The 26,963-nt window shown below is 69.7% G+C and carries 25 protein-coding genes; 14 read left to right on the top strand and 11 right to left on the bottom strand.

The window, feature by feature from the left end; translation table 11 throughout:
* Positions 1 to 200 precede the first annotated feature (200 nt).
* The gene (locus tag ON41_RS33525; RefSeq protein ID WP_040752372.1) at positions 201 to 827 is read left to right on the top strand and encodes a TetR/AcrR family transcriptional regulator; all 627 of its coding nucleotides are present in this window, start codon (positions 201 to 203) and stop codon (positions 825 to 827) included.
* Between the two features lie 18 nt (positions 828 to 845).
* Here ON41_RS33525 and ON41_RS33520 read toward each other — a convergent pair whose 3' ends face one another.
* Positions 846 to 1,499: a TetR/AcrR family transcriptional regulator gene (locus ON41_RS33520; protein ID WP_040752370.1), complete on the bottom strand. Its 654-nt coding sequence runs from the start codon at positions 1,497 to 1,499 to the stop codon at positions 846 to 848.
* A 439-nt stretch (positions 1,500 to 1,938) separates the two neighbouring features.
* On the opposite strand from ON41_RS33520, the gene ON41_RS33515 reads away from it, so the two are divergent.
* From ON41_RS33515 to ON41_RS33505, 3 genes are all read left to right on the top strand, one after another.
* The gene (locus ON41_RS33515; protein ID WP_040752369.1) at positions 1,939 to 3,738 is read left to right on the top strand and encodes a hydroxysqualene dehydroxylase; all 1,800 of its coding nucleotides are present in this window, start codon (positions 1,939 to 1,941) and stop codon (positions 3,736 to 3,738) included.
* Between the two features lie 92 nt (positions 3,739 to 3,830).
* Positions 3,831 to 4,889, top strand: coding sequence for an NAD(P)H-dependent amine dehydrogenase family protein (locus tag ON41_RS33510; RefSeq protein ID WP_040752368.1), 1,059 nt, complete (start codon positions 3,831 to 3,833; stop codon positions 4,887 to 4,889).
* 17 nt (positions 4,890 to 4,906) lie between these two features.
* Positions 4,907 to 5,509, top strand: a complete 603-nt coding sequence (locus ON41_RS33505) for a TetR family transcriptional regulator (protein ID WP_040752364.1) — start codon at positions 4,907 to 4,909, stop codon at positions 5,507 to 5,509.
* Positions 5,510 to 5,581: 72 nt separating this feature from the next.
* On the opposite strand, the gene ON41_RS33500 is transcribed toward ON41_RS33505, so the two are convergent.
* Both ON41_RS33500 and ON41_RS33495 read right to left on the bottom strand, forming a co-directional pair.
* On the bottom strand, positions 5,582 to 7,351 hold the full coding sequence (locus ON41_RS33500; protein WP_040752362.1) for an acyl-CoA dehydrogenase family protein: 1,770 nt from the start codon (positions 7,349 to 7,351) through the stop codon (positions 5,582 to 5,584).
* 844 nt (positions 7,352 to 8,195) lie between these two features.
* The gene (locus tag ON41_RS33495; RefSeq protein ID WP_040752360.1) at positions 8,196 to 9,320 is read right to left on the bottom strand and encodes a cytochrome P450 family protein; all 1,125 of its coding nucleotides are present in this window, start codon (positions 9,318 to 9,320) and stop codon (positions 8,196 to 8,198) included.
* A 357-nt stretch (positions 9,321 to 9,677) separates the two neighbouring features.
* On the opposite strand from ON41_RS33495, the gene ON41_RS33490 reads away from it, so the two are divergent.
* Complete coding sequence (locus tag ON41_RS33490; protein WP_040752357.1) at positions 9,678 to 11,192, top strand: sulfatase-like hydrolase/transferase; 1,515 nt, start codon at positions 9,678 to 9,680, stop codon at positions 11,190 to 11,192.
* A gap of 12 nt (positions 11,193 to 11,204) precedes the next feature.
* Here the strand turns inward: ON41_RS33490 and ON41_RS33485 are convergent, their stop codons facing one another.
* Positions 11,205 to 11,900, bottom strand: a complete 696-nt coding sequence (locus ON41_RS33485; protein ID WP_083905824.1) for a PAS and ANTAR domain-containing protein — start codon at positions 11,898 to 11,900, stop codon at positions 11,205 to 11,207.
* A 28-nt stretch (positions 11,901 to 11,928) separates the two neighbouring features.
* On the opposite strand from ON41_RS33485, the gene ON41_RS43550 reads away from it, so the two are divergent.
* The 4 genes from ON41_RS43550 (at position 11,929) to ON41_RS33465 (ending at position 15,722) form a co-directional block, all read left to right on the top strand.
* Positions 11,929 to 12,534 (top strand): STAS domain-containing protein, encoded by a 606-nt coding sequence (locus tag ON41_RS43550; protein WP_246461825.1) that lies wholly within the window; start codon positions 11,929 to 11,931, stop codon positions 12,532 to 12,534.
* 67 nt (positions 12,535 to 12,601) lie between these two features.
* Positions 12,602 to 14,251, top strand: coding sequence for a SpoIIE family protein phosphatase (locus tag ON41_RS33475; protein WP_051163079.1), 1,650 nt, complete (start codon positions 12,602 to 12,604; stop codon positions 14,249 to 14,251).
* A complete protein-coding gene (locus ON41_RS33470; RefSeq protein WP_085995893.1) occupies positions 14,248 to 15,321 on the top strand; it encodes a cobalamin B12-binding domain-containing protein in 1,074 nt (357 codons plus the stop codon). Before ON41_RS33475 ends, ON41_RS33470 begins: the two co-directional genes overlap by 4 nt.
* Positions 15,322 to 15,434: 113 nt before the next feature.
* A complete protein-coding gene (locus tag ON41_RS33465; protein ID WP_040752354.1) occupies positions 15,435 to 15,722 on the top strand; it encodes a putative quinol monooxygenase in 288 nt (95 codons plus the stop codon).
* 26 nt (positions 15,723 to 15,748) lie between these two features.
* Here the strand turns inward: ON41_RS33465 and ON41_RS33460 are convergent, their stop codons facing one another.
* The 5 genes from ON41_RS33460 to ON41_RS33440 are packed head-to-tail and all read right to left on the bottom strand — an operon-like array spanning position 15,749 to position 20,604.
* Positions 15,749 to 17,059, bottom strand: a complete 1,311-nt coding sequence (locus ON41_RS33460) for an MFS transporter (protein WP_051163120.1) — start codon at positions 17,057 to 17,059, stop codon at positions 15,749 to 15,751.
* A gap of 28 nt (positions 17,060 to 17,087) precedes the next feature.
* Entirely contained in the window at positions 17,088 to 18,503 is a 1,416-nt protein-coding gene (locus tag ON41_RS33455) for an FAD-dependent oxidoreductase (RefSeq protein WP_040752350.1), read from the bottom strand.
* Complete coding sequence (locus ON41_RS43260; RefSeq protein WP_040752348.1) at positions 18,503 to 19,285, bottom strand: SDR family NAD(P)-dependent oxidoreductase; 783 nt, start codon at positions 19,283 to 19,285, stop codon at positions 18,503 to 18,505. The genes ON41_RS33455 and ON41_RS43260 overlap by 1 nt, the downstream gene beginning before the upstream one ends.
* Positions 19,278 to 20,114, bottom strand: coding sequence for an SDR family NAD(P)-dependent oxidoreductase (locus tag ON41_RS33445; RefSeq protein ID WP_040752345.1), 837 nt, complete (start codon positions 20,112 to 20,114; stop codon positions 19,278 to 19,280). The genes ON41_RS43260 and ON41_RS33445 overlap by 8 nt, the downstream gene beginning before the upstream one ends.
* A gap of 43 nt (positions 20,115 to 20,157) precedes the next feature.
* A complete protein-coding gene (locus ON41_RS33440) occupies positions 20,158 to 20,604 on the bottom strand; it encodes a nuclear transport factor 2 family protein (RefSeq protein ID WP_051163077.1) in 447 nt (148 codons plus the stop codon).
* 192 nt (positions 20,605 to 20,796) lie between these two features.
* On the opposite strand from ON41_RS33440, the gene ON41_RS33435 reads away from it, so the two are divergent.
* On the top strand, positions 20,797 to 21,459 hold the full coding sequence (locus tag ON41_RS33435) for an IclR family transcriptional regulator (protein ID WP_051163117.1): 663 nt from the start codon (positions 20,797 to 20,799) through the stop codon (positions 21,457 to 21,459).
* A gap of 5 nt (positions 21,460 to 21,464) precedes the next feature.
* Here the strand turns inward: ON41_RS33435 and ON41_RS33430 are convergent, their stop codons facing one another.
* Both ON41_RS33430 and ON41_RS33425 read right to left on the bottom strand, forming a co-directional pair.
* Positions 21,465 to 22,151, bottom strand: coding sequence for an IclR family transcriptional regulator (locus ON41_RS33430; RefSeq protein WP_218003595.1), 687 nt, complete (start codon positions 22,149 to 22,151; stop codon positions 21,465 to 21,467).
* A gap of 49 nt (positions 22,152 to 22,200) precedes the next feature.
* Positions 22,201 to 23,037, bottom strand: coding sequence for a hypothetical protein (locus ON41_RS33425; protein ID WP_040752341.1), 837 nt, complete (start codon positions 23,035 to 23,037; stop codon positions 22,201 to 22,203).
* A gap of 72 nt (positions 23,038 to 23,109) precedes the next feature.
* On the opposite strand from ON41_RS33425, the gene ON41_RS33420 reads away from it, so the two are divergent.
* The 4 genes from ON41_RS33420 to fahA are packed head-to-tail and all read left to right on the top strand — an operon-like array spanning position 23,110 to position 26,934.
* Positions 23,110 to 24,300 (top strand): homogentisate 1,2-dioxygenase, encoded by a 1,191-nt coding sequence (locus ON41_RS33420; protein WP_040752340.1) that lies wholly within the window; start codon positions 23,110 to 23,112, stop codon positions 24,298 to 24,300.
* The gene (locus ON41_RS33415; protein WP_218003594.1) at positions 24,297 to 25,067 is read left to right on the top strand and encodes a CoA transferase subunit A; all 771 of its coding nucleotides are present in this window, start codon (positions 24,297 to 24,299) and stop codon (positions 25,065 to 25,067) included. Before ON41_RS33420 ends, ON41_RS33415 begins: the two co-directional genes overlap by 4 nt.
* A complete protein-coding gene (locus ON41_RS33410) occupies positions 25,067 to 25,726 on the top strand; it encodes a 3-oxoacid CoA-transferase subunit B (protein WP_040752338.1) in 660 nt (219 codons plus the stop codon). Before ON41_RS33415 ends, ON41_RS33410 begins: the two co-directional genes overlap by 1 nt.
* The gene (gene fahA, locus ON41_RS33405) at positions 25,723 to 26,934 is read left to right on the top strand and encodes a fumarylacetoacetase (protein WP_040752336.1); all 1,212 of its coding nucleotides are present in this window, start codon (positions 25,723 to 25,725) and stop codon (positions 26,932 to 26,934) included. The genes ON41_RS33410 and fahA overlap by 4 nt, the downstream gene beginning before the upstream one ends.
* The last annotated feature ends 29 nt before the right edge of the window (positions 26,935 to 26,963 follow it).

Raw genomic sequence — 26,963 nt, 5'->3', positions numbered from 1 at the left:
TCGAGAATTCCGCGGGTGCGATGTGCGGCACAGCCGCGGAGTGATGTGTCGCAGGCCACACTAAGCGGAAATCTTGACAGTCGTCAAGACTTCTCTTGACAGTCGTCAAGTTTTCGCTGGACACTCGTCAAAGACGCTCCGCGCCGCACCGCTACACTCACAGGACAGACATGACGTGACCCGGCCGACAAGGACTCACCGTGACGCAGGTCGCCGACCCGAAAGCCCGTGTGGAAGGACGCGCCCGCGACAAGTTCCAGGCGCGGCGTACCGAGCTGGCGCAGGCCACGCTGCACACGCTGGCCGAACTCGGCTACGCGCGGACCAGCCTGCGTGAGATCGCGCAGAACTCCGAGTACTCGCACGGCGTCCTGCACTACTACTTCTCCGACAAGCTCGACCTGATCACCCACGCCGTGCGGCAGTACGAGGCGGTCTGCGTGACCCGCTACGACGAGGTCGTCGCCGCGGCCGAGAGTCCCGAGCAGCTGCGCGCCGAATTCGCCGCGATGTTCTTCGGCACCCTGCGGGCCGACGCCGCCGTCCACCGGCTCTGGTACGACCTGCGCAACCAGAGCCTGTTCGACGACACGTTCCGCGCCGACGTCCTCGACATCGAGGCCCGCCGCGAGGAGATGATCTGGCGGGTGGTCTCGCGCTACTGCGAACTCTCCGGCACCGAACCGGCGCTCTCGCCCGCCACGGTGTACGTCACCATCGACGGGATCTTCCAGCGGGCGCTACTGCACCACATCGCCGGCCGCACAACGGAAACCGACCAGGCCCCCGAGCAGCTGAACGCGGTCTTCGCGCTGCTGAGCCCCTGATCCGTCGCGCGCCGGAATTCAGCGCGCGTTCGGGGTGTCGCCGTAGACGACCAGCCAGATGGCGCGGCCGAGGGCCGCGGCCAGGTCTCCGTCGGAGAGGCCGGTGCCGATATCGGCCGAGAAGGCGACGGTGATCGAGCGTTCCACCATCGAGGTCAGTGCCAGCGCGGTGGCCGCGGGATCGAGGTCCGCGCTGACCCGGCCCGCCGCGCGGTCGGATTCCAGTCGCTCGCGGACCATTTCGGCGAAGGTGGCGACCCGGGCCTGCCAGTAGGCGCGGACGTCGCGGTCGTATCCGGCGACCTCGCTCAGGGCCAGCAGCAGGTAGCGGTGGCGGCGGAAGCCCGCGATCATGGCGGCGATGGCGCGGGTCACGCCCGCGCGGCGGTCGGTATGCTCTGTGGTCCACCACATTTCGGCGGCCCGGAACAGGTCGGCGGTGCCCAGGTCGGCCATGCGGATCAGCAACCGGCTCTTGTCCGGGAAGTAGCGATAGAACGTCGACCGGGCCGAATTCGAGGCCGCGGCGATCTTCTGCACGGCGATCTCGGTGAACGGCGTGCCGTCGGCGAGGAGTTCCTCCACCGCGACGAGCACCCGCTGTTCGAATTCGGCACGGCGATCGTCGGTGGGCTTGCGCGCGTGCCGCGGGACCCGGGTCAGTGAGGGCATCGGCCGCCCGCCGCCGACCTGCTGTTCGCACCTGCCATAGGCCCATTGTGCCTGCCGGGAGTGGGAAGCCGGTGACGGACGATCCGCGCGGCGCTGTCCCGGACACCGATCCGGCCGGGCGCGGGGGGCGTTGACTTTCGGTGCGACCCGCCGCACTATTGATCGGACACACTGTCCGAGACTCGGTGCCCGAGGCGGTACGTATGGGCGAGATGGCCGTTGCGGCGACCGGGCGGGCCGGTGTTGTGAATTACTTTGTGCCGCAATCGAACTGCACCGCTACCGACCCAGTGGTGTGCGGTGGGAGAGGTATTGGACGCCCGTCCGCGACGTGGCGGCGGGTGCGCAAATCCGGTGTCGGCGCAGGGTTTCAAGATCGTCTGGGACGGCGGCCGATGCGCCGGGCCCATTCCGCTCCACCCCGCTCAGGAGATGACCCATGTCTGAACAGCTGCCGATGACGCCGGCTCGGATGAACCGCCGCGACGTACTGCGCGGGACGCTGGCGGCGGGAGCCGCCCTCGCGGTCGCCCCCGCCCTGGCCGGTCCGGCCACCGCGATCACGCCGCGGCGACGCTCGCCCGGACCGGCTCGGGAGGCGACCGTGGCAATCTTCGGCGGCGGGATGGCGGGCCTCTCGGCCGCGCACGAACTCGCCGAGCGCGGCTATCCGGTCACGGTGTACGAGCCGGCGTATCTGGGCGGCAAGGCCCGCAGCATGGGCGTTCCCGGGACGGGCGCCGACGGGCGGCTCGACCTGCCCGGCGAACACGGATTCCGCTTCTTTCCCGGCTGCTACCAGCATGTCCCGGACACCATGCGCCGAATTCCGTTCCCCGGCAACCCGAACGGTGTGCTGGACAACCTGATTCGCGTCGAAGGCACGGTGGCGGGATTCCGCGGCCGCGCGCCGGTCTTCGCGCCGGTGGAGATCGGCTCGGTCGACCAGCTCACCCCGCAGCTGGTGCAGAACGCCGTCGTGACCGCGTTCGGGTTCGTACCCGAACTCCCGCCGCAGGAGCTGGCGTTCTTCGGCAAGCAGATGGCCCTGTGGTTCACCTCCAGCGAGGAGCGCCGGTTCGGCCAGTGGGAGTACGTCACCTGGGAGCGGATCATGCAGGCGGACGGGAAATCCGCGGCGTACCGGAGCTACCTGGTGAACGCGCTGACCCGGATCACGGTCGCGGCGAAACCGCATCTCAGCTCCGCCCGGACGATCGGCACCATCGGAGAAGCCCTGGTGCTGGCCGCGACCGGGGCGATCCCGCAATTCTCCGGCGGCGTCGACCGCATCCTCAACCGCCCCACCAACGAGGCGTGGATCGACCCCTGGGTCGCCCATCTGCGCTCGCTCGGGGTGCGGTTCGTGATGGGCAGCCGGGCGAGCGCGCTGCGGCTGGACGGCGGCCGGATCGAATCGGTGACGGTCACCGACGCCCGCGGCGCGACCTCCCGCGTCGAGGCGGACCACTACGTCTGCGCCATGCCCGTGGACCGGGCGTTGCCGCTGCTGAACGACCGGATTCTGGAGGCGGATCCGCACCTGGCCGGAATGCGAGACCTACTGACCGACTGGATGGTCGGGATCCAGTACTTCCTGCGCCGCTCGACCGACCTGCCGGAGGGGCACATCGCGGCGCTCGGCTCGCCGTGGGCGCTCACGGCGCTGCGGCAGGCGCCGATGTGGGTCGGGGATTTCGCGGCGAAGTACGGCGACGGCAGCGTGCGGGAATGCCTGTCGGTCGACATCTCCGACTGGGATACCCCGGGCATCCTGTACGGCCGATCCGCCAAAGAGTGCGGCGCGGAGGAGATCTCGGCCGAGGTGTGGGCGCAGCTGAAGGAATGGCTCAACACGTCCACCGGCTGGCTGCGCGACGAGGACATCCACTCCTGGCATCTCGACCCGGGCGTCAGCTGGTCCGGCGGCGATATCGCCAACGAGACGCCGCTGCTGGTGAACACCGTCGGCTCCTACGACAACCGGCCCCACGCCCACTGCGCGATCCCCAACCTGTACTTCGGCGGCGACCACGTGCGCAGCCACATCGATCTGGCAACCATGGAGGGCGCCAACGAATCCGGGCGCGCGGTGGCCAACGCCGTCCTCGACGCCGCCGGCGACTCCGGGCCGCGCGCCGCGGTATTCCCGCTCGTGGCACTGCCGGCCTTCGACGCCGCGAAGAAACTGGACGCGGACCGCTACCGGGCCGGCCTCCCGCACATCCTGGACGTGTGAGCCCCCTCGGCTGGGAACCGCGTCCAGCCTTGACACCGAGTTCCATACGGGAACAGACTCCCACTGCAAAGTGCGGTGTCAGGAGGGTTTCGGTGGTGTGGAAAGTCGTTCAGTGGGCTACGGGTTCGGTGGGGCGGGCGGCCATCGAGTGCATCCGGCGGCATCCGGATCTCGAGCTGGTGGGGTGCTGGGTGCATTCGGACAGCAAGAACGGGCTCGACGTGGGGGAGATCATCGGGACCGATCCGCTGGGCGTGACCGCCACCTCCAGCGTCGAGGAGATCCTGGCGCTGCGGGCCGACGCGGTCGTCTACGCGCCGCTGCTACCGGATCCGGGGCAGGTGGCGGCCCTGCTGCGGTCGGGGAAGAACGTCATCACGCCGGTGGGGTGGTTCTATCCGGGTGAGAGCGAGGCGTCCGTGCTGCGGGAGGCGTGTGCCGAGGGCGGTGTGACGTTGCACGGCACCGGAATCGATCCCGGGGGCGCCACCGAGATCTTCCCGCTGATGATGACGGCCATGTCCTCATCGGTGGAATTCGTTCGCGGCGAGGAGTTCTCGGATATCCGCGGCTATGAGGCGCCCGATGTGGTGCGGCACATCATGCGGTTCGGCGCGACCCCTGAGGCGGCGGCCGACGGGCCGATGCTGTCGCTGCTCGACGGCGGGTTCCGCCAATCGGTGCGGATGATCCTCGAGACCCTCGGCATCGGCGAGGCGGAGATCCACGGCCTGCACGAGTCCGCGGTCGCCACCGCCCCGATCGAGTCCCCCATCGGCGTGATCGAGCCGGGGCAGGTCGCCGCGCAGCGCTTCCACTGGGAGGCGACCGTGGGCGGCGACGTCGTCGTCCGGATCGGCGTGAACTGGCTGATGGGGGAGGAGAACCTCGATCCGCCTTGGACTTTCGGGTCCGGCGGGCAGCGGTTCGAGATGCAGGTGAAGGGCGATCCGGACAGCCACGTCGTGATCCACGGCTGGCATTCCGATTCGGTCGTCGCGGGGCTCGCGGGCAACGCGGGCATCGTCGCCACCGCCGCGCACGTGGTGAACTCGATCCCGTACGTCTGCGCCGCGCCGTCCGGTATCCGGACCGCGATCGACCTGCCGCTGGTGTCCGGCCGGGCGCATCCCCGGCTCCTGAAGTCCTGAATTCCCGGTAGGCCCCGATGGATTCGCCGCCGCCGCTGCGCGCCCGCCGGCGCGCCCAGCTGACGAAGGAGATCCGCAGGACCGCGTTGCGGCTGTTCGCCCGGCACGGCTTCGACGCGGTCACCGTGGACGATATCGTCGCCGCTGCGGCAATCTCGAAGAGCACGTTCTTCCGCGTGGTCGCCGGTAAGGACAGCCTGCTGGTGGATCCGCTGCTGGAGAACGTCGCCGCGGTCGTGGCGGCCTTCGCCGCCAGGCCCGCGACCGAGCAGGTCACTGATGCGCTGATCGCCGCCATGGTCGACCGCGTGACGGCGGCCGAATCCGCCGATATCGAGCTGTGGTGCACGGCGATTCGCACCGCGCCCCACCTTCTCGGGCGGGTCGCGCTGATCGGCCCCGACGATCGGGCCGCCCTGATCGAGGCCGCCGCCCGCCGCATGGGCACGTCCGCCGACCCCGCGACCGACCCGCGGCCCGGCCTGCTCGTCACCGTCGCCCTCGCCGCCGGCGAGTTCGCCTTCCGCACCTGGATCACCGCTCCCGGCGAGACCCCGCTGCCGGAGCTGGTCGAGAACGCCCTGCGCACCGTTCTCACCCCGGACTGGACGACACGCTAGGGCAACGCGGTCCGGAATACGAAAGAGGGCGCCCCCGGCAGGGCGCCCCGTTCGTCCCGGGCCGTTGCGGGATCAGCGACGGCGTGAATCCTCGCAGCGCGTGGCCCACGCACCGGGTAGGTCGTCGGACAGGACCGGCGCGTCGAGAATCTCGTCGTCGAGACCGAAGGCGTCGAGCAGTGCGGGCAGGTTGTCGGCGAGCGTGTCGATGGCACTGTGGAACTGCCGCTGCGCCGCCTGGACCCCCGCCACGTCGAGAAGACCGTGGGTGAGGTACCACGCCGCGTGCTCGTTGAGATAGTGCAGCGCGAAAACATCACGCACGGCGGCGATCTCGGCATGATCGGCATGCTGGTGGAGCAGTTGCAGGGCCTCCTCGGCGCAGTACGCCTCGGCGAGGTCCAGCGCCTCGGGAATGACCGCCAGCCGATCCGCCAGCGCCGGGCTCGCCAGATGCTCCTGCGCCTCCTGCACGATCGTCAGGGTGCGCGCGTTGAGCAGGCCTAAACGGTCGGCGGGGTCGGCGGGGTCCAGCAGGCCGGGCTCGGGCGGCATCTTTCCGGCCAGGTGTTTGGCCAGCACGCGCCCGGCGACGGAGCCCAGGACGTGGCAGTCGCCCTCGCCGGTGATGGCCGCATGACAGACCCCGAGATAGCCTGCCACCCGGTTGGCGCTGAACATGCCCTGCGCGCCCATCTTGATGCGGCAGTGGGTGACCGTGTCCAGGGCGTGCAACTGGATGAAGTGCTTGGCCAGCATCACCGAGACGACGGTGTCGCGATCGGTGAGATCGCTGCCCGCCAGGAAGGTCTTGATCGAGTTGCCGTAGATCGTGCGGGCCACCGTGCCGGCCAGGTCGGTGAGCAAGGTGTCGCGCACGTGCGGGATGTCGGCCATGAGCGGGGCGTCGACCGGAGTCAGCGGCACCACCCGCTTGGCGGCGTAGCGCAGCGCGATGTACAGCGAGGCGCGGGCCGTGGCGTTCAGGCAGGACGAGAGCGCCAGCCGCCCGACGGTCAGCTGGCTGATCGCCGAGGCGAACGACCGCTTCTTGCTGTTCTCGTCGCGCCAGGTCAGCACGCCCCGGTCATCGATCGTGGCGAGGTCGTTGCTCAGCCAGGCACTGCGCTCGACCCGCAGATTGTCGAAGCTGATGACCGAGTTGTCCATGATGACCAGCGGCTGGTGATCGAGCTGGGTGATCGTGACACCCGGTGCGGGATCGCCGTTGGCGTCGCGCAGCCGCGCCGTGAACAGGTGCACCCCCTGATCGACGCCCGCGGCGTCGATGTACCGGGCGCCGATGACGCAGACCCGGGAGACCGGGATGCCGACGCTGGGCATGAACTTCCGCGCCCGCGGATTGGGGGTGTTGAGGACGAATCCGTCGCCGTCCCAGGTCGCGGTGGTCTGCATGAAGCCGATGTTGGAACCGCAGCCGTACTCGGTCAGCAGCATCACGCCGATGCTGGACGCGTTGTCCAGATCCGCGAGATACGGTGCGGCGGAATCGGAGTCGGTCAGGGTGGCCAGGCTGCCGGAGGCCAGATTGTAGTGACCGGAGATCAGCGGGATCAGATCGGTCGCCAGCACCGCGGACCAGTCGAACACCGCGAACAACTCGGGCAGTTCGGTAGCGACGGCCCGGGTGCTCCCGATCTCCTCCACCAGGTAGCGCAGATGGGCGTAGGCGTTCTCGCGCCGTTGCTCTTGACTCTGCTTCTCGGTAACGGCATAGTGCGGGTTGCTCAACACCTTCTGCAGCTGATCGTGAAAATCCAGGCTGCCGTGCCGAAGAAGTTCGGCGAGCGATGTCCCTTCCTCGTACCCGTGCGTAACCATAACCGCCTCCTACTCATTTTCGATCCCAGCAGCATTCGTCCGTCGCTGGGCATAACCGAGGCGATCGTGGCCGGACCTCGACGCACCGGGACCCGTCGTCGCCGCGCGCTCGCGCGGCCACTGTCGGGGACTGGAGAGAAAGGGCCGGGACGATCACCCGTCAGACGCTCAAAGCACCACACACCTTCACGTGAGAGTTGTTCCGCTAGCCCGTCCACCGGATGCGCGCAGCGCGGCGCGGGGTAGACGCGCATCGATGCGGTCGTCCGATCCGGTCGCGTCGGTGAGGCGGGCTGTCTGGTCGAATCGGCGGGGCGGCAGTGCGTACATGCCGCCGGGCCGATGTTGCGGTCGGGTCGATGAGCGGCGTCACCGTTGCCGCGGAGTTGCTTTCGACCGACCGAGCCACGAATTGTAGTGTGCCACAAATTTTCTTACGACTCATGCCGAACCGCTCATAACGGACGGCTCATGGCGAACGCATCATGGCGAATCGACACCGGACAGTGCTGGTCGAGGCGTTGACCTCGATCGAGGGCGCCTGGGAAAAAAGTCTTGGATCGGCTGTCTAGGGCCGGAGACCCGGGAGCGGGTGCGAGAGTGGCGACCGGTCGGCACGTAAAGTTGCCGCTGGGCAAACCCCGGCTCCCCCTTGACATTTAGTCTCACCGGTGGACGCGCAACCGGCCAGCGCGTGATCCGCCCGGCGCCGCCACCCGGGGCGGCGACGCCGGCGCGCGATCCGCGACTCCGGCCGGTGCGGCTCCCTCAACCGATGACCGCGCGGTTCCCCGGCGCCGATGCGAAGACGGCGAAAGGGGTTACCGCACAGGGAGCTACACCGTCAGAGCGAGAACGGGGAACTGGGCGGGAACACGACCGGCAGCGTCGTCAGGGCGCGGTGGAAGGGGCCCGGGCGCCAGACGAGATCCTCTTTGGCGACCGCCAGCTGCATTTCCGGGAGGGTGTCCAGGAGTTGATCGATGACGTCCTGCGCGAGCAGGAGCCCGTACGGCCGGGCGTGTGCGGGGCAGGCGTGATCGCCGGTGCTGAATGCGAGATTCCAGCCGTTGTCCAGGAATTCGCCGTTATTCATCTCCGGATCGGTATTACACGCCGCCATGCTGATGATGACCGGCTCGTGCGCGGGCAGCCATACACCCTCGATCAAAGTCGGCTGGCGGGGATAGGTAATGCAGTAATTCGCCATTGGCGGGTCGGTTGCCAGCCGCTCGTCGAGCGCGGTCTTCGTGGACAGCGGAAGCCTGTTGTCGTCGCTGGTGTACCGGCTGTCGGTCAGCATCAACAACAGGGTGTTGGCAATGAGATTCAGCGGCGGTTCGACGCCGGCGGCGAACAGCAGGACCAGCTGGTGCACCATCTCCTCGTCGGAGAGCCCGGCGGAGTGCTGGACCAGCCGCGTGGTGACGTCGTCGGCCGGGTGGGCGCGCTTGAGGGCGGTGAGGTCCATCAGCGCCTCGCCCATGATCGCGTTCACGGTCTCGGTGTCGACGCCGTCGAACATCGCGGCACTGGCCTGCGCGACCCGTTCGCCGATATCCGGCGGGCAGCCGAGAACCTGGCAGAACACCGAGAACACCAGCGGCAGAGCGTATTGGCTCAGCACGTCGGCGTGCCCGTCCTCGCAGAACGTGTTCACGATCGGGATGGCGGAATTCTCCACCATGGACCGCAGCGAGTGCAGATCGATTCCGGCCAGGGCGTCGCCGATGGATTTGCGGTAGCGCGCGTGCTCCGTGCCGCTGGTACGGATCGCGTTGGGCCGGTACTCGATCATCGGCATGATCGGGATATCGGAGGGAACGGATTTCTGCCAGGTGCTCGGATCTGCCGGGAAATGATCCGAATCGTTCAAAATGCGTACGGCGGTGCTATATTTGATCACCAGGGTTGCGGGCACACCGGGCCACATGTCGACCGGCACCAGCGCGCCGTAGTCTCTACGCATCTGACGATAGGCCCCGTGCGGATCGGCCGCAAATTCCGGACTGTAAATCGGGATTCGGGCTTCTATGTCCTCGATCGACGACATCGAGTTAGCGGTAGCACCCTCACGCGTGTGCTGCGGATACACGTAGTCTCCTTGAAATCGGTTGCCGCAGCATAGTACCCAAGGTCAGGGCCTTGGTGTTGCCAGCCGGAAGGATACGGGGGCGAGAGGCCGCCGGAATTCCACATCCCTCGCAAAGTCGGCACGGCACACCGCCGCTCACCCGTCCGCGATGTGGATGACTACTGTGACCGCGGGGCGACACGGCGTGATCGACCGCGCCGCCGCACCGTCCGACGAACGAAAGGCCGCCTCGTGCCGTCGCATATTCCGGATCCGCGCGACACCGCCCGTCTCGGCCGCCGGGCGTTGCTGTCGATGATGGCGGCGGCGCCGTTCGCCGTGCCGGCGTTGGGTGGGGCGCGGGCCGGGGCGGATCCGGGCCGCCGCCCGAACATCCTTGTCGTGATGACCGATCAGGAGCGGGCCGATGTCGTGCGCCCGCCCGGGTTCGCGCTGCCCGCCCGTGACCGGATCGACGCCGCCGGTGTGCGATTCGCCATGCATCACACCCCGACGGCCCCGTGCACCCCGGCCCGCTCCACCTTCTTCACCGGTCTGCACGCGCCCGTGAACGGGATGATCGACAATGTCGGCGGCAGCGGCGTCGTCGATCAGCTGCTCGATCTCACCGGCACTGCCAACGCCGATCTGGACACCGCGATCCCCACCCTCGGCACGCTGTTGCGGCAGACCGGCTACCACACCGCCTATATCGGCAAGTGGCATCTGTCCGGTGCGGTGAGCCCGGATCCGGCGGGCCTGGCGGGCTACGGATTTCAGGAATCCCACGACATTCTCGGCGGCGGCGGGCCCGACGAGGGGCTGCACGAGGATCCGGGCGTGGTCGACCGTGCCGTGAACTGGTTGCGCGACAACGGCACTCGGGCCGAGCCGTGGCTGTGCGTGGTGAGTATGGTCAACCCGCACGACATGATGTACTGCCCGCGCTTCTACCGGCTCGCGGACGTGCCCGAGCACGGCGCGGACGTCCCGCCGAACTTCGAAGCCGACCTGTCCGCCAAACCGCAGGTGCAGAGCGTATGGCGGACGCTGAACACCGCGGTCGGCGGGGTGATGCCGGAGGAGGTGACCTCACCCGGCGCGCGCCGGCAGTGGCAGCGGTGGGGCAACTGGTACCTCGAACTCCTGCTGCGCACCGACGACCTCATCGGCCGCGTCCTCGACGGCCTGGACGCGAGCGGCGCCGCGAACGACACGGTGGTCGTCCGGGTGGCCGACCACGGCGAACTGGGTGGCGCGCACGGCCTGCGGCAGAAGGGGGCCATGATCTACCGGGAGAACAACCGTGTCCCGCTCACCATCGCCGATCCGCGCATCCCGGCCACCCACGGGCGCACCGTGTCCGGCCTCACCTCGCACATAGACCTCGTCCCGACGCTCGCCGCGCTGGCCGGGGTCGCGGTCGCGAGCACCGGCCGCGACCTGACCCCGCTGCTCGGCAATCCGGGCGGCGACGTCCGGGAGGCGCTGCTGCTCACCGCGGACGCCAGGTCCAGCGGCGGCCGGACGCCGGGCGTGCGGTACTGCCTGCGCGGCACGATCACCCCGCGCTACAGCTTCGCCCGCTACTCGACCCCCGCGGGGGTCGACGGCTCCCGTGCGGACTTCGAGTACGAGCTGTACGACCGGCAGGAGGATCCGCTGGAGATGCGCAACCTCGCGCACGACCCGGCCGCGTCGCCGGTGGTCGACGAGCTGAACGGCCTGGTCGACACCCTCGTGGCCCGCGAACTCCGCCGCGCCTGAGCCGCGCGCGGGCTAGGACGCGTCGGCGGCCGGGTCGACCAGTTCGTGCACGGTGAGCAGCACGTGGTCGAATCGGGTGCGCGCCCCGGGACTGTTGGGGTCGAACTGCCTGGCCTCCTCGACCAGCCGCGCCGCGAGCGCCCGCAGCTTCGTATTGGTGTGCTGGGAACGCCATTTCAGCACCGCGAAGGCTTGTTCGGAGTTCAGCCCGTAGATCAGGGCCAGAATGCCCTTGGCCTGCTCGATCGGCGCGCGGGCCGCGATCGTCTCGGGCAGGACGTTGTCGAGGGCGTCGTTGCGCTCCTCCTCGAGCGCGTCGGTGAGGTCGATGTAGAACCCGGTCGTGCCGACGACCGTGCCCTGGTCGTCGGACTCGTAGTCACCGATGACGATGACCTCGCGCACCCGGTCGGCGGTATCGATGATGCGGTGCCGGCCGCAGAACGGTTCGCCGTCCTCGACCCGGTGGATCACCGCCTCACCGGTCGCCCGATCGTCGGGATGCTGATGCGACAGGAGCAGTTCCGTGGTCGGCCGGACCGTGCCGGGTTCGTAGCCGAACATCCGGGCGAGATCGTCGGACCACTCCCACCGCCGCTCGGCGAGCGAGTAATGGAACTCCCCGGAGTTGGCACAGGGCGTGCCGCCGACGACGGATTCGATCACCGTCGTCAATTCGGGATCGACCCGCTGTTCACCACTGATCACAGCAGCATTATCCGCCGTGCCGGTGCGGATGCTCCGGCCAGGGCCGGGTCGTACTCGCGGTCTGGGCCGAACGCCCCTATACGCGTGTGACTACGGATTGGGGTCTTGTGGCTCTAGACTCGGTGAATTGCGACGGTTGAGAACCACAGCCTCGCCGATTCCGACGACGGGTCCACGAGAGAGCGGGGCCCTGGTTTCGAACGTCCCGAACAGCACGCGCGGGTCCGCGACACGTGAGAACGTGCGCGCCGCTGTGCGATTCGTGCGGGTACGGAATGCGAAAGGTCATGGATTGCGTCACGAAGGCCAACGGCGGGGTTTCACCGTCGACGTCGTGTCGGTGGGTGCGGCGGTCGTGGTGATCGCCGCGGGCGAGGTCGACATCCTCACGGCGTCCCGGCTGCGGGAAGCGGTCGACGCCGCGGTGCGGTGCGGGCCGCGGACGGTTGTCGTCGATCTGTCCGAAGTGGGATTCTTCGATTCGTCGGGGCTCAACGTGCTGCTGCGCACGGCCCGGGATTCGGTGGAGCTGAGGGTGATCGGCTCCCATCCGGTGCGACGGCTGATCGAGATCACCGGGCTGTCGGACACGATTCGCCTGATCGATCACCTGGACGAGGCGACCGGTCCGTGAACCGTCCGGCGCCGGCCCGACCACGACGCCGTTCTTTGGAGGAGCAGTGGTGGACGAAGCAGTCGACATGGCGTACCCGAGCGGTGACGCCGAGCCCGTGCTCGACCGGTGCGGCGGGTGGTCGGCGGTGCCGCATCCGGCGGTGGTGGTCGATCGCGCGGGAACCGTGCTGGCCGCCACCGCCGCGGGCCGGGCGGTCCTGCCCGGGATAGGCGCGGGGTCGCCGCTGCGCGATACCGCGCCCGACTGGTTGGTGCGGGCCCACGCCGAGGTCGTGGGGGGATGTCCGGAGGCCGAGTCGGCGTCGGGTCCCCTGGACGGCCGGACGGTCGAGGCGCGGCCGACGGTGCTGGCCGATCACTCGGTGGTGTGGTGGCTGGTCGAGGACGCCACCCGCTCGCTGACCGCCGCGCGCGAGGCGCTGACGCGGGAGCGGGAGCGCACGGCATTCCTCTCGGAGACCTCCGACATCTTGCTATCGTCGCTGAACATCACGCGGTGCATGGAGGCGACGGTACGGATGGCCGCACAGCATCTCGCGGACGCCGCGGTGGTCGTGGCGCCCGCGTCCGGACCGCAGCTGCCGATCACGTCCTGCTGTTCGGGCGGCGAGGTGTGGCACGGGACCGCGGATCAGGACCCGGCGGCCGTGCCGGGACTCAGCGAGGCGCTGCGCGGATTCCCGCCGGTGCCGTCGCGCTGGATCGATCCGGCGACGGTGCCCGAGTGGATCCTGCCCGCCGGTTTCGACGGGCCGGTCGGTTCGGTGGTGATCACTCCGCTGCCCGGGCACGGCGTGCCGGCCGGTGCGCTGATCCTGTTGCGCCGCACGGGAGAACAGGTCTTCGGCGAACGCGACGAACTCTTCGCGCACCTGTTCGCCGCCCGAGCCGGGGGTGCGCTGTCGGCCGCGCGGCTCTACGCCGAGCAGGTGAACATCACCGGCATCCTCATGCACGAACTGCTGCCGCCGCGGTTGCGGTGGGTGCACGGCATCGAACTGGCGGGCGGTTACCGCGCGTCGGAGAATCACGAGATCGTCGGCGGCGACTTCTACGACGTGCATCCCGCCGCGACGCCCGACGGGGAATCGCTGGTCGTCCTCGGCGACGTGTGCGGCAAGGGCCTGGAGGCCGCGGTGCTCACCGGCAAGATCCGCAACACCCTGCAGGCGCTCGCGCCGATGGCCGACGATCACGAACGCCTGCTGAACATGCTGAACAGCGCGCTGCTGTCCACCGAGCACACCCGCTTCGCCACGGTCGTGCTGGCCTCCGTGGTCCGCAGCCACGGCGGCCTGGGGGTGCGGCTGACGTGTGGCGGCCACCTGCCGCCGCTGATCGTGCGGGGTGACGGCATCGTCGAAAAGGCCGACACCCGAGGACAACTCGTCGGCGTGCTGCCCAGTATCTCCGCCACCACCTTCCGGACCTGGCTGGCGCCGGGCGAGACCTGCCTGCTCTACACCGACGGGGTGACCGAGGCGCGGGGCGGGCCCCTGGGCGGGGAGATGTTCGGTGAGGAGCGGCTGTCGGCGGCCCTGTCCGGATGCGCCCGTATGCCCGCGGACGCGGTGGTCGAACATATCCAGATGCTCACGACGGAGTGGGTGGGCCGGCAGCGGCACGACGATATCGCTGTCGTCGCCATCACGGCGCCCCGGCACGCGCATCTGAGCGCGGTCGACGGGCACATGAGCGGGAGGTATACGGCATGACGACCGGTATGGCGGCCCCTTCGGTGGATCGGGCCCGCGACGAACTGTGGGACGCGGTCTCGGACCGTGACGAATATGCCGCCGCCGCAGTGCTTCTCGGCGTGGCCGACGCCGGGTTGAGCGTCGAGATGATCCTGCTCGAGGTGGTCGCGCCCGTGCAGCGCAGAGTCGGGGTGGAATGGGCGGCGAACCGCGTCACCGTCGCGCAGGAGCATGCCGTCACGGCCATCAACGACCGCGCGATGGCGGCGCTGGCCCACCATCCCGCGGGCGCGTCGGAGACGACGGCCGGTAGCGTCACCGTCGCCTGCGTCGACGGGGAGTGGCACGCGCTGCCCGCGCGGCTGGTCGCCGAGGTGCTGCGGCTGCGGGGGTGGCGGGTCGACTTCCTGGGCGCGCAGGTGCCCACCGGTCATCTGATCGTCCATCTGCATCAGCACAATCCCGACGCGGTGGCGCTGTCGTCGTCCCTGCCGACCCGGCTGCCCACCGCACATGCCGCGATCAGCGCCTGCCAGGCGACCGGGATCCCGGTCGTCGCCGGCGGCGCGGCGTTCGGGCCGGACGGCCGGTACGCGCGGATGCTGGGCGCCGACGCGTGGGCGCCCGACGCGCGGGCCGCCGCGGATCTGCTCGGGGGAGGACTACGCCGGACCGCCGTATCGCTCGACGACCCGCCGGCGCCCGATCCGCTCGCGCACCTGGCCGATCAGGAATACACGATGGTCGCCCGCTCGGCGCCGCAACTCGTGGCCTCCACGCTGGCCGGGCTCGAGCAGCGGTTCCCGCCGATGCGCGCCTACAACGCGGCCCAGCGTGACCGGACGGCGGAGGACATCGCCCATATCGTCGATTTCCTGGCCACCGCCCTCTACACCGACGACGACGATCTGTTCACCGGTTTCATCACCTGGACCGCCGATATCCTCACCGCCCGTGGCGTTCCCGCCGCATCGCTCGGTGTGGTGTTCGATATCCTGGGCACCCGGTTGCAGGACTTCCCGCGCTCCCGGCGCCTGCTGGCCGCCGCGAGCGACGCGCTCGCCCGGTGGGGACGGCCCGACAGGTAGCACAGCCGGGTGACTGTTCGCCCCGTCACCGAGGCCGGGCCGGCGTCGACCTAAGCTGCAGTGACGGACGACGGAGTCCGGCCCCTCGCGGGTTGCGCGCGAAAGGAACACGCATGATCGCTGTAATCGCCGAATTGACCGTGCAGGACGGGAAGGGCGCCGAACTCGAATCCGTGGTGGCCGATCTCGTGCAGCAAATCGAGCAGAACGAGCCGGGCAACCGGGAGTACCGGCTCGTCCGGTCCAAGAGCGACCCGAACTCCTACCGCATCTTCGAGCTGTACGACAACGACGAGGCGCTCGAATTCCACGGCAAATCCGATCATTTCCGCGCCGCGGGGAAGAATCTCGCCCCGCTCCTGGCCGGCGCGCCGAAGATCGAGTACTTCGACGCCGTCTGACGAGTGCCGCACCGGCCGGACGCTTCTCAGTCCGCCCGCAATTCGATGCCCTTGGTCTCGGTGACGAAGTAGACCGTGCCCAGGGTGAGCAGGGCGGTGAAGACGAAGTATCCGGCCGGGGCGAGGGAATTGCCCGTGAGGTCGATGAGGTAGGTCGCGATGAACGGGGCCGTGCCGCCGAGCAGCATATTGGTGATGTTGTTGCCCAGCGCCAGGCCGCTGTAGCGGACCGAGGCCTTCAGCATCTCCACGTAGGTGACGTACGAGGCGCCGTTGACGATCGAGACGCAGATGAACAGGACCGACTGCCCCGCCACGGCCTGCCAGGCGCCGCCCCCGGCCATCAGCATGAACATCGGCACGCCGAGGACCGCGGCCGCCGCGCTGCCGAGATACAGCACCGGCTTCCGGCCGTACCGGTCCGCGCAGTACCCGGCGATGGGCAGGGTGATCACGCCGAGCACCAGCGCGAGCGAGGTCGACAGGAACGCCAGCGTGGCGGAGTGCCCGCCGGTGGTCTGCAGATAGGTCGCGGCGTACACCGAGGCGATGTAGTAGCCGCCGGTGATGAGCGCGCCCAGGAACACGATCTTGACCACCGCGCCGCCGGAGGTGCGCAGCAGCTCCGCCACCGGCAGCTTCTTCGTCTCGCCCTTCTCCGCGAGCTCCTCGAACTGCGGCGTGTCCTCCATGTGGTTGCGGATCCAGATGCCGACGACGCCGATGACGACGCTCAGCAGGAACGGAATGCGCCACGCCCAGGACAGGATGGTGTCGTGGGAGAAGATCGAGGTCAGGGCGAGCGCGACGAGGGAGGCGACGAGCGATCCCAGGTACGTGCCGGAATTGACCATCGAGGTCTGCGTGGCCCGCCAGCGCGCCGGGGCCGATTCGGAGACGAACGCGTTGGCGCCGCCCAGTTCACCGCCCGCCGCGAAGCCCTGTAGACAGCGCGCGAGCACCAGCGCCGCGGTGGCCCAGACCCCCAGCGTGACGTAGGTCGGCATCAGGCCCATGATCACCGTGGCGATCACCATCAGCAGGATGGTCCACGACAGGGCGCTCTTGCGCCCGTACTTGTCGCCGATGTGCCCGAAGAAGATCCCGCCCGGCACCCGGAGGAAGAACGCGACCGCGAAGGCGGCGAACGTCCCCAGCAGTGCGGCCGTATCGTTCTCCGAGACGAAGAACAGGGTGGCGACGACGGTCGCCATATATCCGTAGATGCCGAAGTCGTAGTACTCGACCACGGTGCCGACGATGGCCGCGCGCACGACCTTCACCGACGACCGCCCGCTCGTGGCGGGCGGGCCGGAACGCTGCTCGGCGTGCGGCATCAACTCGTTTCCCAACATGTCGGCTTCCTCAGGTGTTCCTGTGGGCGCGGGCGGCGCTGCGGCCGGCGACGCGTCCCATCGTCAAAGCATTGGCGACGGCGTTGCCGCCGCCCACGTAGCGCTGTCCGAGGACTCCGCCGCCGGCCTCTCCGGCGGCGAAGAGCCCGGGGACGGGCTGTCCGGTGGTATCGAGAACGGCTGCGTGCGCGTCGATTTCGAGACCGGTATGGGTACAGACGAGTTCGGCGGGCAGGATCTCGGCCGCGTAGAACGGCGCCTCGGCGATCGGATCGAGCCGGGTCGCGCCGCCCTTGGCCGCGAGCGAGACATGGCGGCGGAAGTCGTCGTCCACGCCCGTGGGCAGCTGAGCGTTCCAGCGTTCGATACTCGCACGCAGCGCGGGCGCGGGGACGCCGAGGGTCCCGGCGAGTTCCTCCCAGGTGGCGGCGCACGCCGTGCGCCCGGCGGCGACCTCCGCCGCGACGCGCTCGGGAATCCAGTCGGTGTACCCGGACGCCAGATTCACCCGCGCCTTCTCGTCGAAGATCATCCAGCCGCGCCCGCCGTGGTGGTCGATGATGCCGCTGGAGACGGCGTACGGGGCGTCCTCGTCCATGAAGCGCCGCCCGGTGCGGTCGATGTGAATGCGGGAGGCGGGCGGGAATCCGGACTGCCAGTGATGCAGGCGCTGGAAGTACACGGTCGGCATGAGCAGGCCCCACCCGTGCCCGGTGAGCGACGCGCCGACCTCGGCCCCGAACCGCAGGTGGTCCCCGCGGCTGCCCGGCGCGGCCACCACGAACAGTGCGTCGCCCGCCGCCCGCGCCGCCGGGAAGTACCGGTCGACCAGGCCGGGATCCTGTGCGAAGCCGCCGGTCGTGACGACGACGGACGCACCGTGCACCTCGATCCCGTCGGCGACGACGCCGGCTACGCGGCCGTCCTCGACGAGCAGGCTTTCCACGCGGGTGCCGAGCACCACCTCGATCCCGTGCGCGCGCCCGGCGCGGGCGAGGACCTGGACGAGCCCGTAGCCCTGATCCTTGGGCACGTGCGCGCGCCACACGTCCTCCACGCCCGCGCGGGCGAGGCCCGGTTGATGTGCGTTGCCCGACACCGTCGCGGGAATCTCCACGCCGAGCCCGATCAGCCATTCCAGCGTCGGCCCGGCGTTCTCGCAGAACGCGTGGATCAGGCCCGGGCGCAGCACCCACTGGTTGAGATCCATGTAGTGCTGGAAGAACCGCTCCGCCGAATCCTCGATGCCCAGCGCGCGCTGCACGCTGGTGCCCGCGGCGGTGAACAGTCCCGCGGACAGCTGGGTGGACCCGCCGAGTTCGCGCTCGGATTCGAAGAGGACGACCGACGCGCCCTGCTCGGCGGCCGAGACCGCGGCGGCCAGACCCGCTCCGCCGCCGCCGATCACGACGACATCGACGTCCATCACAGGCTCCCCTCGGTCTCGGCGACGATGCGGTGGTACAGGCCGTTGGAGACCAGGCCGCCGTCGACGGTCACCTCGCTGCCGGTCATATAGCTGGACCGGTCCGACAGCAGATGCAGGACGGCGTCGGTGATCTCCTCGGCCGCGCCCATCCGGCCCATCGGGATGGACCGCAGCGACGACTCCACGAACGCGCCCGATCCGCTGACCAGTGCGGTACCGACCAGGCCGGGATGAACGGAGTTGACCCGGATACCCCACTGCGCCAGTCCGCCCGCGGCCGACTTCGACAATCCCGTCAGCCCCCATTTGCTCGCCGAATAGGCGGGCGAGAAGTAGCCGATCTGCCCGGAGATCGAGGAGATGTTGACGATGGACCCGCCGCCGGAATCACGCATCAGCGGTGCGACGGCTTGCATTCCGTAGAACGGGCCGAACAGGTTGATACGCAACGTCGTTTCCCAGACGTCGTCCGGGGTGTCCATGAATTCCCGGCGCCGCGAGATCCCGGCGTTGTTGACCAGCCCGCCGAGTTCGCCACGCGTGGAACGGATCTCGTCCACGATCCGGGTCCACGCGGCGCGGTCTGCGACGTCGAGCGTATGCGCGCTCGCCGAGCCGCCCGCCGCGGTGATCTCCGCCGCGAGTGCGGTGGTGTCGGCGACGTCGGCGAGGCACACATGGACGCCGAGCGCGCCCAGCGCCCGCGCGTGCGCCGCGCCCATACCCGCGGCGGCCCCGGTGACCAGGACGACCCCGGGATACTCCGGCCGATCAGACATGACGCGACCCGCCGTCGACGGCGATGCTGTGCCCGGTGACGTAGCGGGCGCTGTCGGACAGCAGGAACAGCAGCGGCCCGAACACCTCCTCGGGCGAGCCGAGCCGGTGCAGCGGCACCACGTCCAGCGCGTGCGCGAGGGCGGCGGGATCGTCCTGCACCCAGCGGGTCATCTCGGTATCGATATAGCCCGGGGCGAGGGAGTTGACCCGAATTCCCTTGTCGCCCAGTTCGACCGCGAGCGATTCGGTGAGGTGCGCGACGGCCGCCTTCGACGTGCAGTACGCCCCGCGTCCCTTGCGGACCCGCACCGCCGAGACCGACGACATGTTCACGATCGCGCCGCCCGGCTTCATGTGCCGCGCCGCGGCCTGCGCCCCGTAGAGCACACCCTCGACATTGACGCTCAGTGTGGCGCCGATCTGCTCGGGGGAGATCTCCTCCGCCGCCGCGAACGGGAAGATGCCGGCGTTGTTGATCCAGAAGTCGATCCGCCCGAACTCCCGCAGCGCCCGCTGGGCGAGTTCCTCGTGGTCGGCGGCGACGGTGACGTCCGCGCGGACGCCGGCGACCCGGCCCGGCTTGTCCGCGAGCGACTGCCCGGCGAGTTCCCCGTTGATGCGCTCCGCGGTGGCGACGACCCGCTCCTCATCGATATCCGCGGCGAGGACCGACACCCCGCGGGTGGCCAGGCCCGCCGCGAAGACCGCCCCCATGCCCTGCGCCGCGCCCGTGACGACGGCGACCTTGCCGTCCATCTCCGGGTAGTGCGCGCTGGGCGGCGTCGCGTCGGTGCGCCCGGGATTGGCCTCTCGCGCCGTGCTGCTCATCTGTAGTTCCTCCGAATTTCTCGATGGGTGAAGGTCGTGGCGGCTAGGGCCGCGGTGCGTCGTCGCGGAAGACGCGACGGCGGGCGACGAGCCAGGCGCCGTCGACGAGTTCGAGGCGGTCCTCGATCGTGGTCATTCGCACCAGCCGCGCGTCCGCGCCGGGCGCCGTCGCGATGATCTGGAGGTAGGCGGTCACCTCCAGGTTCGACGAATCCGATTGCCGGACAGCAATATTGGTGATCACATGCCGCCGCACCTCGTTCGCCGCCCGCGCCCCCTCACGAAACGCGGCGGCGAATTCGGTGAGTGCGGCCGTGCCGGCGACCGGCTCGGGGTAGGTCGGCGAATGGAATTCGCCGCCGGGCGTGAACGTCGCGGCCCACTCGGCCGTCCATCCCTCATCGATGGACCGGCTCTGGAAGCCGTACAGCTGGTGGACCGCGACGACCGTCGCGGGATCCGGCAGCCCGCCGGATCGAACCCTGGTCATGGAATGTCTCCTCGAACTCGGCACGGTGTCGGGGCGGGTTGATAGTCACCGCTGTCCGTGCGATAATCGCACGCAGTGTGCGATATGTATGCAGAGTAAGTGTCCCCGCTCACAGAAGTCAAGGAAGTCGAGTTGAATCACAGCGCGGAATCGGCGAGTGCGGGCAAACCCGCGGCAGAACTGGACCCGGGAATGTCGAAGACGCTGCATCACGGACTGCGGATCCTCGAGGTGCTGTCGCGGTATCCGCACGGGCTGACCATCACCGAGGTCGGCGACGCGGTCGGCGTGCATCGCACGGTCGCGCACCGGCTCGTGCGCACCCTGGAGGCCCACCGGCTGTGCCGGCGCGACGACAGCAAACGCGTCACGCTGGGCGCGGGACTGGTCACCCTCGCCGAGCCGGTGGAACAGGATCTGCGGACCGTGGCGCGGCCGGTCATGGAGGAGTTGGCCGAACGCACGCGCGCGACGGTGCACCTCGTGATCCGCGAGAGCGAGACCGAGGTGCGCGCGCTCATGGTCGTGGAACCGCGCAACGCGCAGGTGCACGTCGCCTTCCGGCCCGGCCAGGTGCACCCCATCGACCGCGGCTCCGCGGGCCTGGCCATGCTGATCGGTCTCCCGGCCACCGCCGGCGAACGCCCGGAAGTTCAGGCCGCGCGCAGCCGCGGCTACGCCGTCACCCGGGGCGAGGTGGTGGCGACGGTATTCGGCGTCTCCGCCCCGGTCCCGCGGCGGCGCGGCGGCCCGCAGACGACGATCGGCATCTCGGTGTTCGAGATCGACGACGAGCCCGCGCTGGGCGCGGCCGTGGTCGACTCCGCCCGGCAGCTGGGCTCACTGCTGAACTGACAGCGCTAGATTGCGTCGCCGGTGTGGATGCCGATCTCGCGTACCGCGTCCAGGAGCGGGTCCCGGGCGTTCTCGAGGACGGACTCGCGGTTGGTGACGATATTGATCGCGGCGGGACGGCCCCAGCCGGGCAATGGTGCCGCGATGGCGTGGGCGCCGAGATTGAGTTCGCCGTGGGTGGTGAGGTAGCCGTGCGCGCGGGCCGAGGCGACCCGGTCCGGTTCGTCCGGACGGGGCGGTCCGGCGGCGAGCGCGGCCACACCGCCCGCGCCGCGATCGAGCGGATCGCGATTGCCCAGGCGATAGGAGAATCGCGGTCCGTCACTGGGAGGTTCGGCGACCAGGGTGGTCACCGCGTACCCGTCGACCACCTCGACCAGCGACGCGGTGGCGTCGACCGTGCGCGCCAGGCGGTCGAGGACGGGCGCGGCCACGGCGCGCAACTCCGGGCGCGACAGGCCGAGCAGATCACCGACCGCCGGGCCGACCGAGTACGCCCCTGTCTCGTCGCGGCGGGCGAATCCGGTGCGCTGCAACGACACCAGCAAACGGGTGGTGATCGACCGGTGCAGCCCGCACGCCGTCGCGACCTGGGCGGTGGTGAGGCCACCGGGATGCCGGCTCAGCTCGACCAGTACCGCGAGACCGCGTTCCAGCGTCTGCGCACCCTCGTTCGGTTCAGCGCGTGTCACGGCTGACATTGTTCTCCCTCCCGCACCCGCCGGGACCGCGGCCCGCCGATCACGGCCCGAGCAGCCCCAGGGCGGCGAGATCGTCGTAGGGCTCCTGAACGCTGCACGAGCCGTAGGAGGCGAACAAGGTCCGCGCGGCGGCGGTGCGCGCCCGGTCGGCGAGAGCGCCGGTGAGCGCGTGCGCATCCCGCTCGGCGAGGATCGCGGCGAGCGATCCGGCGGTGGCGCCCTCGACCGCGGCCGCCGCCGCGCACAGGATATTGAGAAAGCCGTGGTGCTCGAATCCGGTGACCGCGTCGGTGTGCCGGATCGCATTGTGCAGTCCCGCAGTGCATTTGAACGGCGTGGCGGTACGCGCCGCGGCGGCGATCCACTCGGCCACCTCGGCCTCGGACGGAAACGCGCGCGCCTCGGTGCCCCCGGTGCGGAATTTGAGCCGCAGGCCACTGCCGGCGACCGCGGTGAGCACCTGGGGCCATTCGGCATGACCCGGTCGCGGTGCCTCGACATAGGTGATCGCGCCCCGCCGGTCGCGGGCCGCGATCCGCGCGACCTGCTCGGCGAGCGGCCGCGCGGGGTCGAGTTTGACCTCCAGCGCGGCCAGGGTCACGCGCAGGCGACCGGCCAGGTCCACGGTCGCACCCACGGCCTCCGGGCCCGGGACGACGACGCTCACCGGCAGGGCGTCGGGAAACAGTGCGGGCGTGGCCGATTCGGCCGCCGCCGCGAGATCGCCCGCCCCGACGACGAACGGCCCGACGAGGGCCCGCAGCGGCGAACCCCGATGCGCGGCATGCGCGGGGACGGCCTCGGGGAGCGGAAGCGACCCCGGCGGAAAGATCGCGGCGTCGTCGACGAGGGCGGCAAACACGGTCGGGATTGACATGGCTCACACTCTAGCGCAGAGTGGTCGATAATAGGTCATTTAGTAACCGGTTATCGAACATCGAGGATGATTATGGCGTACTACCGACGCGTGGGCGAGGTGCCGGACACCCGGCACACCGCGTTCCGCGACGAGGCGGGCGGGTTCCGGTACGAGGAGCTGATGGGGGAGGAGGGCTTCTCCTCCGATTCGTCGCTGCTGTACCACCGCACGATTCCCTCGGCGATCACCGGCAGCGAGATCTGGCATCTCCCGGACCAGTCGACGGCGCCGAACCACCCGCTCAAACCCCGGCATCTGCGGCTGCACAACCTGTTCGACGAGGCCGCGGCCGAGGCGACCGACGCGGTCACCGGCCGCCGGCTCGTCCTCGGCAACGCCGATGTGCGCCTCGGCTACGTGGTGGCCGCGGCGGTCTCGCCGTACTACCGCGACGCGGTCGGCGACGAATGCGTGTACGTCGAGGCGGGGCGCGGCGTGGTCGAGACCGTGTTCGGTGAATTGCCCTACCGCACAGGCGATTTCGTGGTCATTCCGCGGGCCACGACGCATCGCTGGGTGCCGGACGGTCCGAGCCGGCTGTACACGATCGAGGGCAACGGCCACATCGCCCCGCCCGAACGCTACCTGTCGCGCTACGGCCAACTGCTGGAGCACGCGCCCTACTGTGAGCGCGATCTGCGCGGCCCCGGCGCGCCCCTGCTCGCCGCGGGCACGGATGTCGAGGTGCTGGTGAAGCATCGCGGGTCCCGCGGGATCGTCGGGACCCGGTTCCGCTACGCCGAGCATCCGTTCGACGTGGTCGGCTGGGACGGCTGCCTGTATCCGTACACGTTCAACGTCGAGAACTTCATGCCCATCACCGGCAAGGTCCACCAGCCCCCGCCGGTGCATCAGGTCTTCGAGGGCGACAACTTCGTGATCTGTAACTTCGTGCCCCGCAAGGTGGATTACCACCCGCTGTCGGTCCCGGTGCCGTACTACCACTCCAACGTCGACTCCGACGAGGTCATGTTCTACGCCGGCGGCGACTACGCCGCGCGCAAGGGATCCGGGATCGGCGTCGGGTCGATATCGCTGCATCCCGGCGGGCACGCGCACGGCCCGCAGCCGGGCGCGGTCGAGGCCTCGATCGGGGCGGAGAGCTTCGACGAACTCGCGGTCATGGTCGACACCTTCCGGCCACTCGAACTGGGCGAGGGCGGGACCGCCGTCGACGACGGCGTCTACGCCTGGGCCTGGGCCGGCCGGAAGGCGGGGTGACCGTGGACAAGGTCTGCGCCACCGCCGCGGATATCGTCGGCCGGATTCCCTCCGGCGCGACCGTCGCCGTCGGCGGCTTCGGGCTGAGCGGAATCCCGTCCGTGCTGATCGCCGCGCTGCTCGAGTCGGGCGTCACCGATATCGAGGCGGTCTCCAACAATGCCGGCGTCGACGACTGGGGGCTGGGACTGCTGCTCGGCGCGCGGCGGCTGCGCCGGATCGTCGCTTCCTACGTCGGCGAGAACAAGGAGTTCGCGCGCCAATACCTGTCCGGCGAACTGGAAGTCGAGCTGACGCCGCAGGGGACGCTGGCCGAGCGCCTGCGGGCGGGCGGCTCCGGAATCGCCGCCTTCTACACCCGCACCGGTGTCGGCACCCAGGTCGCCGACGGCGGGCTGCCCTGGCGGTACGCCTCCGACGGATCCGTCGCCGTCGCCTCGCCCCCGAAACCGGTCGAGGTGTTCGACGGTCACGAGCACGTCCTCGAGCGCGCGATCGTGGCGGACTTCGGATTGGTGCGGGCCTGGAAGGGAGATCGCCACGGCAATCTCGTCTTCCGCAAATCCGCGCGCAATTTCAACCCGCTCGTGGCGATGTGCGCGCGTGTGACCGTCGCCGAGGTGGAGGAGCTGGTGCCGGCGGGCAGCCTGGACCCCGACGAGATCCACACCCCGGGCGTGTACGTCCGCCATGTCCTCCCGCTCACCCCGGATCAGGTGCGGGACAAGAGAATCGAGAAGCGCACGGTCACGAAGGAGTCGCGCTGATGCCGTGGACCAGAGCACAGATGGCCGCCCGCGCGGCCGCCGAATTGCGCGACGGCGACTACGTCAATCTCGGCATCGGCCTGCCGACGCTGGTCCCGAACTTCGTGCCCGACGAGGTGGAACTCGTCTTGCAGTCCGAGAACGGGATCCTCGGCGTCGGACCGTATCCGGACGACGAGGCCGTCGACGCGGATCTCGTCAACGCCGGTAAGGAGACCGTCACCGTGCGGCGCGGCGCGGCGTTCTTCGACAGCGCGACGAGCTTCGGCATGATCCGGGCCGGGAAGATCGACGCCGCGATCCTCGGCGCGATGCAGGTCTCGGCCCGTGGCGACATCGCGAACTGGACCATCCCTGGCAAGATGATCAAAGGGATGGGCGGCGCCATGGATCTCGTGCACGGCGCCCGCCGGGTCGTCGTCCTCATGGAGCACAACGCGAAGGACGGCACGCCCAAACTGGTTCGCGAGTGCACACTGCCCTACACCGGCCGCGCGGTGGTCCACCGGATCATCACCGATCTCGGGGTCCTCGACGTCACGCCCGCGGGGCTGCGCCTGGTCGAACTCGCTCCGGCGGTCGGGGTGGAGGACGTCCGCGCCCGCACCGAACCACCGATAGAAGTAGCCGGCTCACTGCTCCAGGAGGCACTGCGATGACCGCCGCCGACCATTTGGCGACCGAGGGATTCGGGATCACCCATCTGCCGTACGGCTCGTTCTCGACGGCGCTGAGCGAGCCGAGACTCGGCGTGCGGATCGGCGACCACGTGCTCGGGGCCGCGGCCCTGCTGCGGCGCGGTGGCGCGTCGGCCGAGGACCTCGCCGTGGTGGACGCCGCGAATCTCGATGTCCTGCTGACCCGCGACCGCGAGACCTGGGATCGGGTGCGGGCCGGGCTGATAGCGGCCCTCACCGACCCGTCCGCGACGGCGAATATCGTGGCCGACGCCGTCCCGCTCGCCGAGGCGACCCTGCACCTGCCCTTCACCGTCGCCGACTACGTGGATTTCTACGGCAACGAATTCCACGCCTCGAACGTCGGGCGGATCTTCCGTCCCGGGCAGCCGCCGTTGACCCCGAACTGGAAGCACCTGCCGATCGGCTACCACGGCCGCGCGGGCACCATCGTGCCGAGCGGCACCGAGATCGCCCGTCCCCGCGGCCTGCGGCCCGAACCCGACAACCCGCCCAGTTTCGGACCGAGCCGCCGCCTCGATATCGAGGCCGAGGTCGGATTCGTGCTCGGCGCCCCCGTCGCGCGCGGCGAGGTGGCGCTCGCCCACGCGGACGAGCACATCTTCGGGCTGGTCCTCACCAACGACTGGTCCGCCCGCGACATCCAGGCCTTCGAATACGTCCCCCTCGGACCGTTCCTCGGCAAGTCGTTCGCCACCTCGATCGCGGCGTGGGTCACGCCCCTGCCGTGCCTGGACCGGGCGCGCATCGCCCCGCCGCCCCGTGACACTCCGCCGGCCCACTACCTCGACGACACCGCCACTCCCGCATGGGCTTTCGACATCGATATCGACGTGGTCCTCAACGGCGAGGTGGTATCGACCGCTCCCTACGCCACGACCTACTGGACGGCCGCGCAGATGCTGGCCCACATGACCGTCAACGGCGCGAGCCTGCGCGCGGGCGACTTCTTCGCCAGCGGAACCATCTCCGGACCGGAACCCCGCCAGCGCGGTTCTTTCCTCGAAATGGCCTGGGGTGGAACGGAACCCCTGAAACTCGCGGACGGAACGGAAATAGCCTTCCTCCGCGACGGCGACGAGGTGACCCTCCGCGCGACCGCGCCGGGTCCCGGCGACACCACCCTCACTTTCGGCGAATGCACGGGCCGCATCCTGCCGACACGCTGAGAATCCCGAACTGCGTGTTCACGGCCGCG

It is taken from the genome of Nocardia transvalensis NBRC 15921, from assembly GCF_000308875.1.
Classification (GTDB): Bacteria; Actinomycetota; Actinomycetes; order Mycobacteriales; family Mycobacteriaceae; genus Nocardia; species Nocardia transvalensis.
This window is presented reverse-complemented; position numbering and strand designations above follow the sequence as displayed.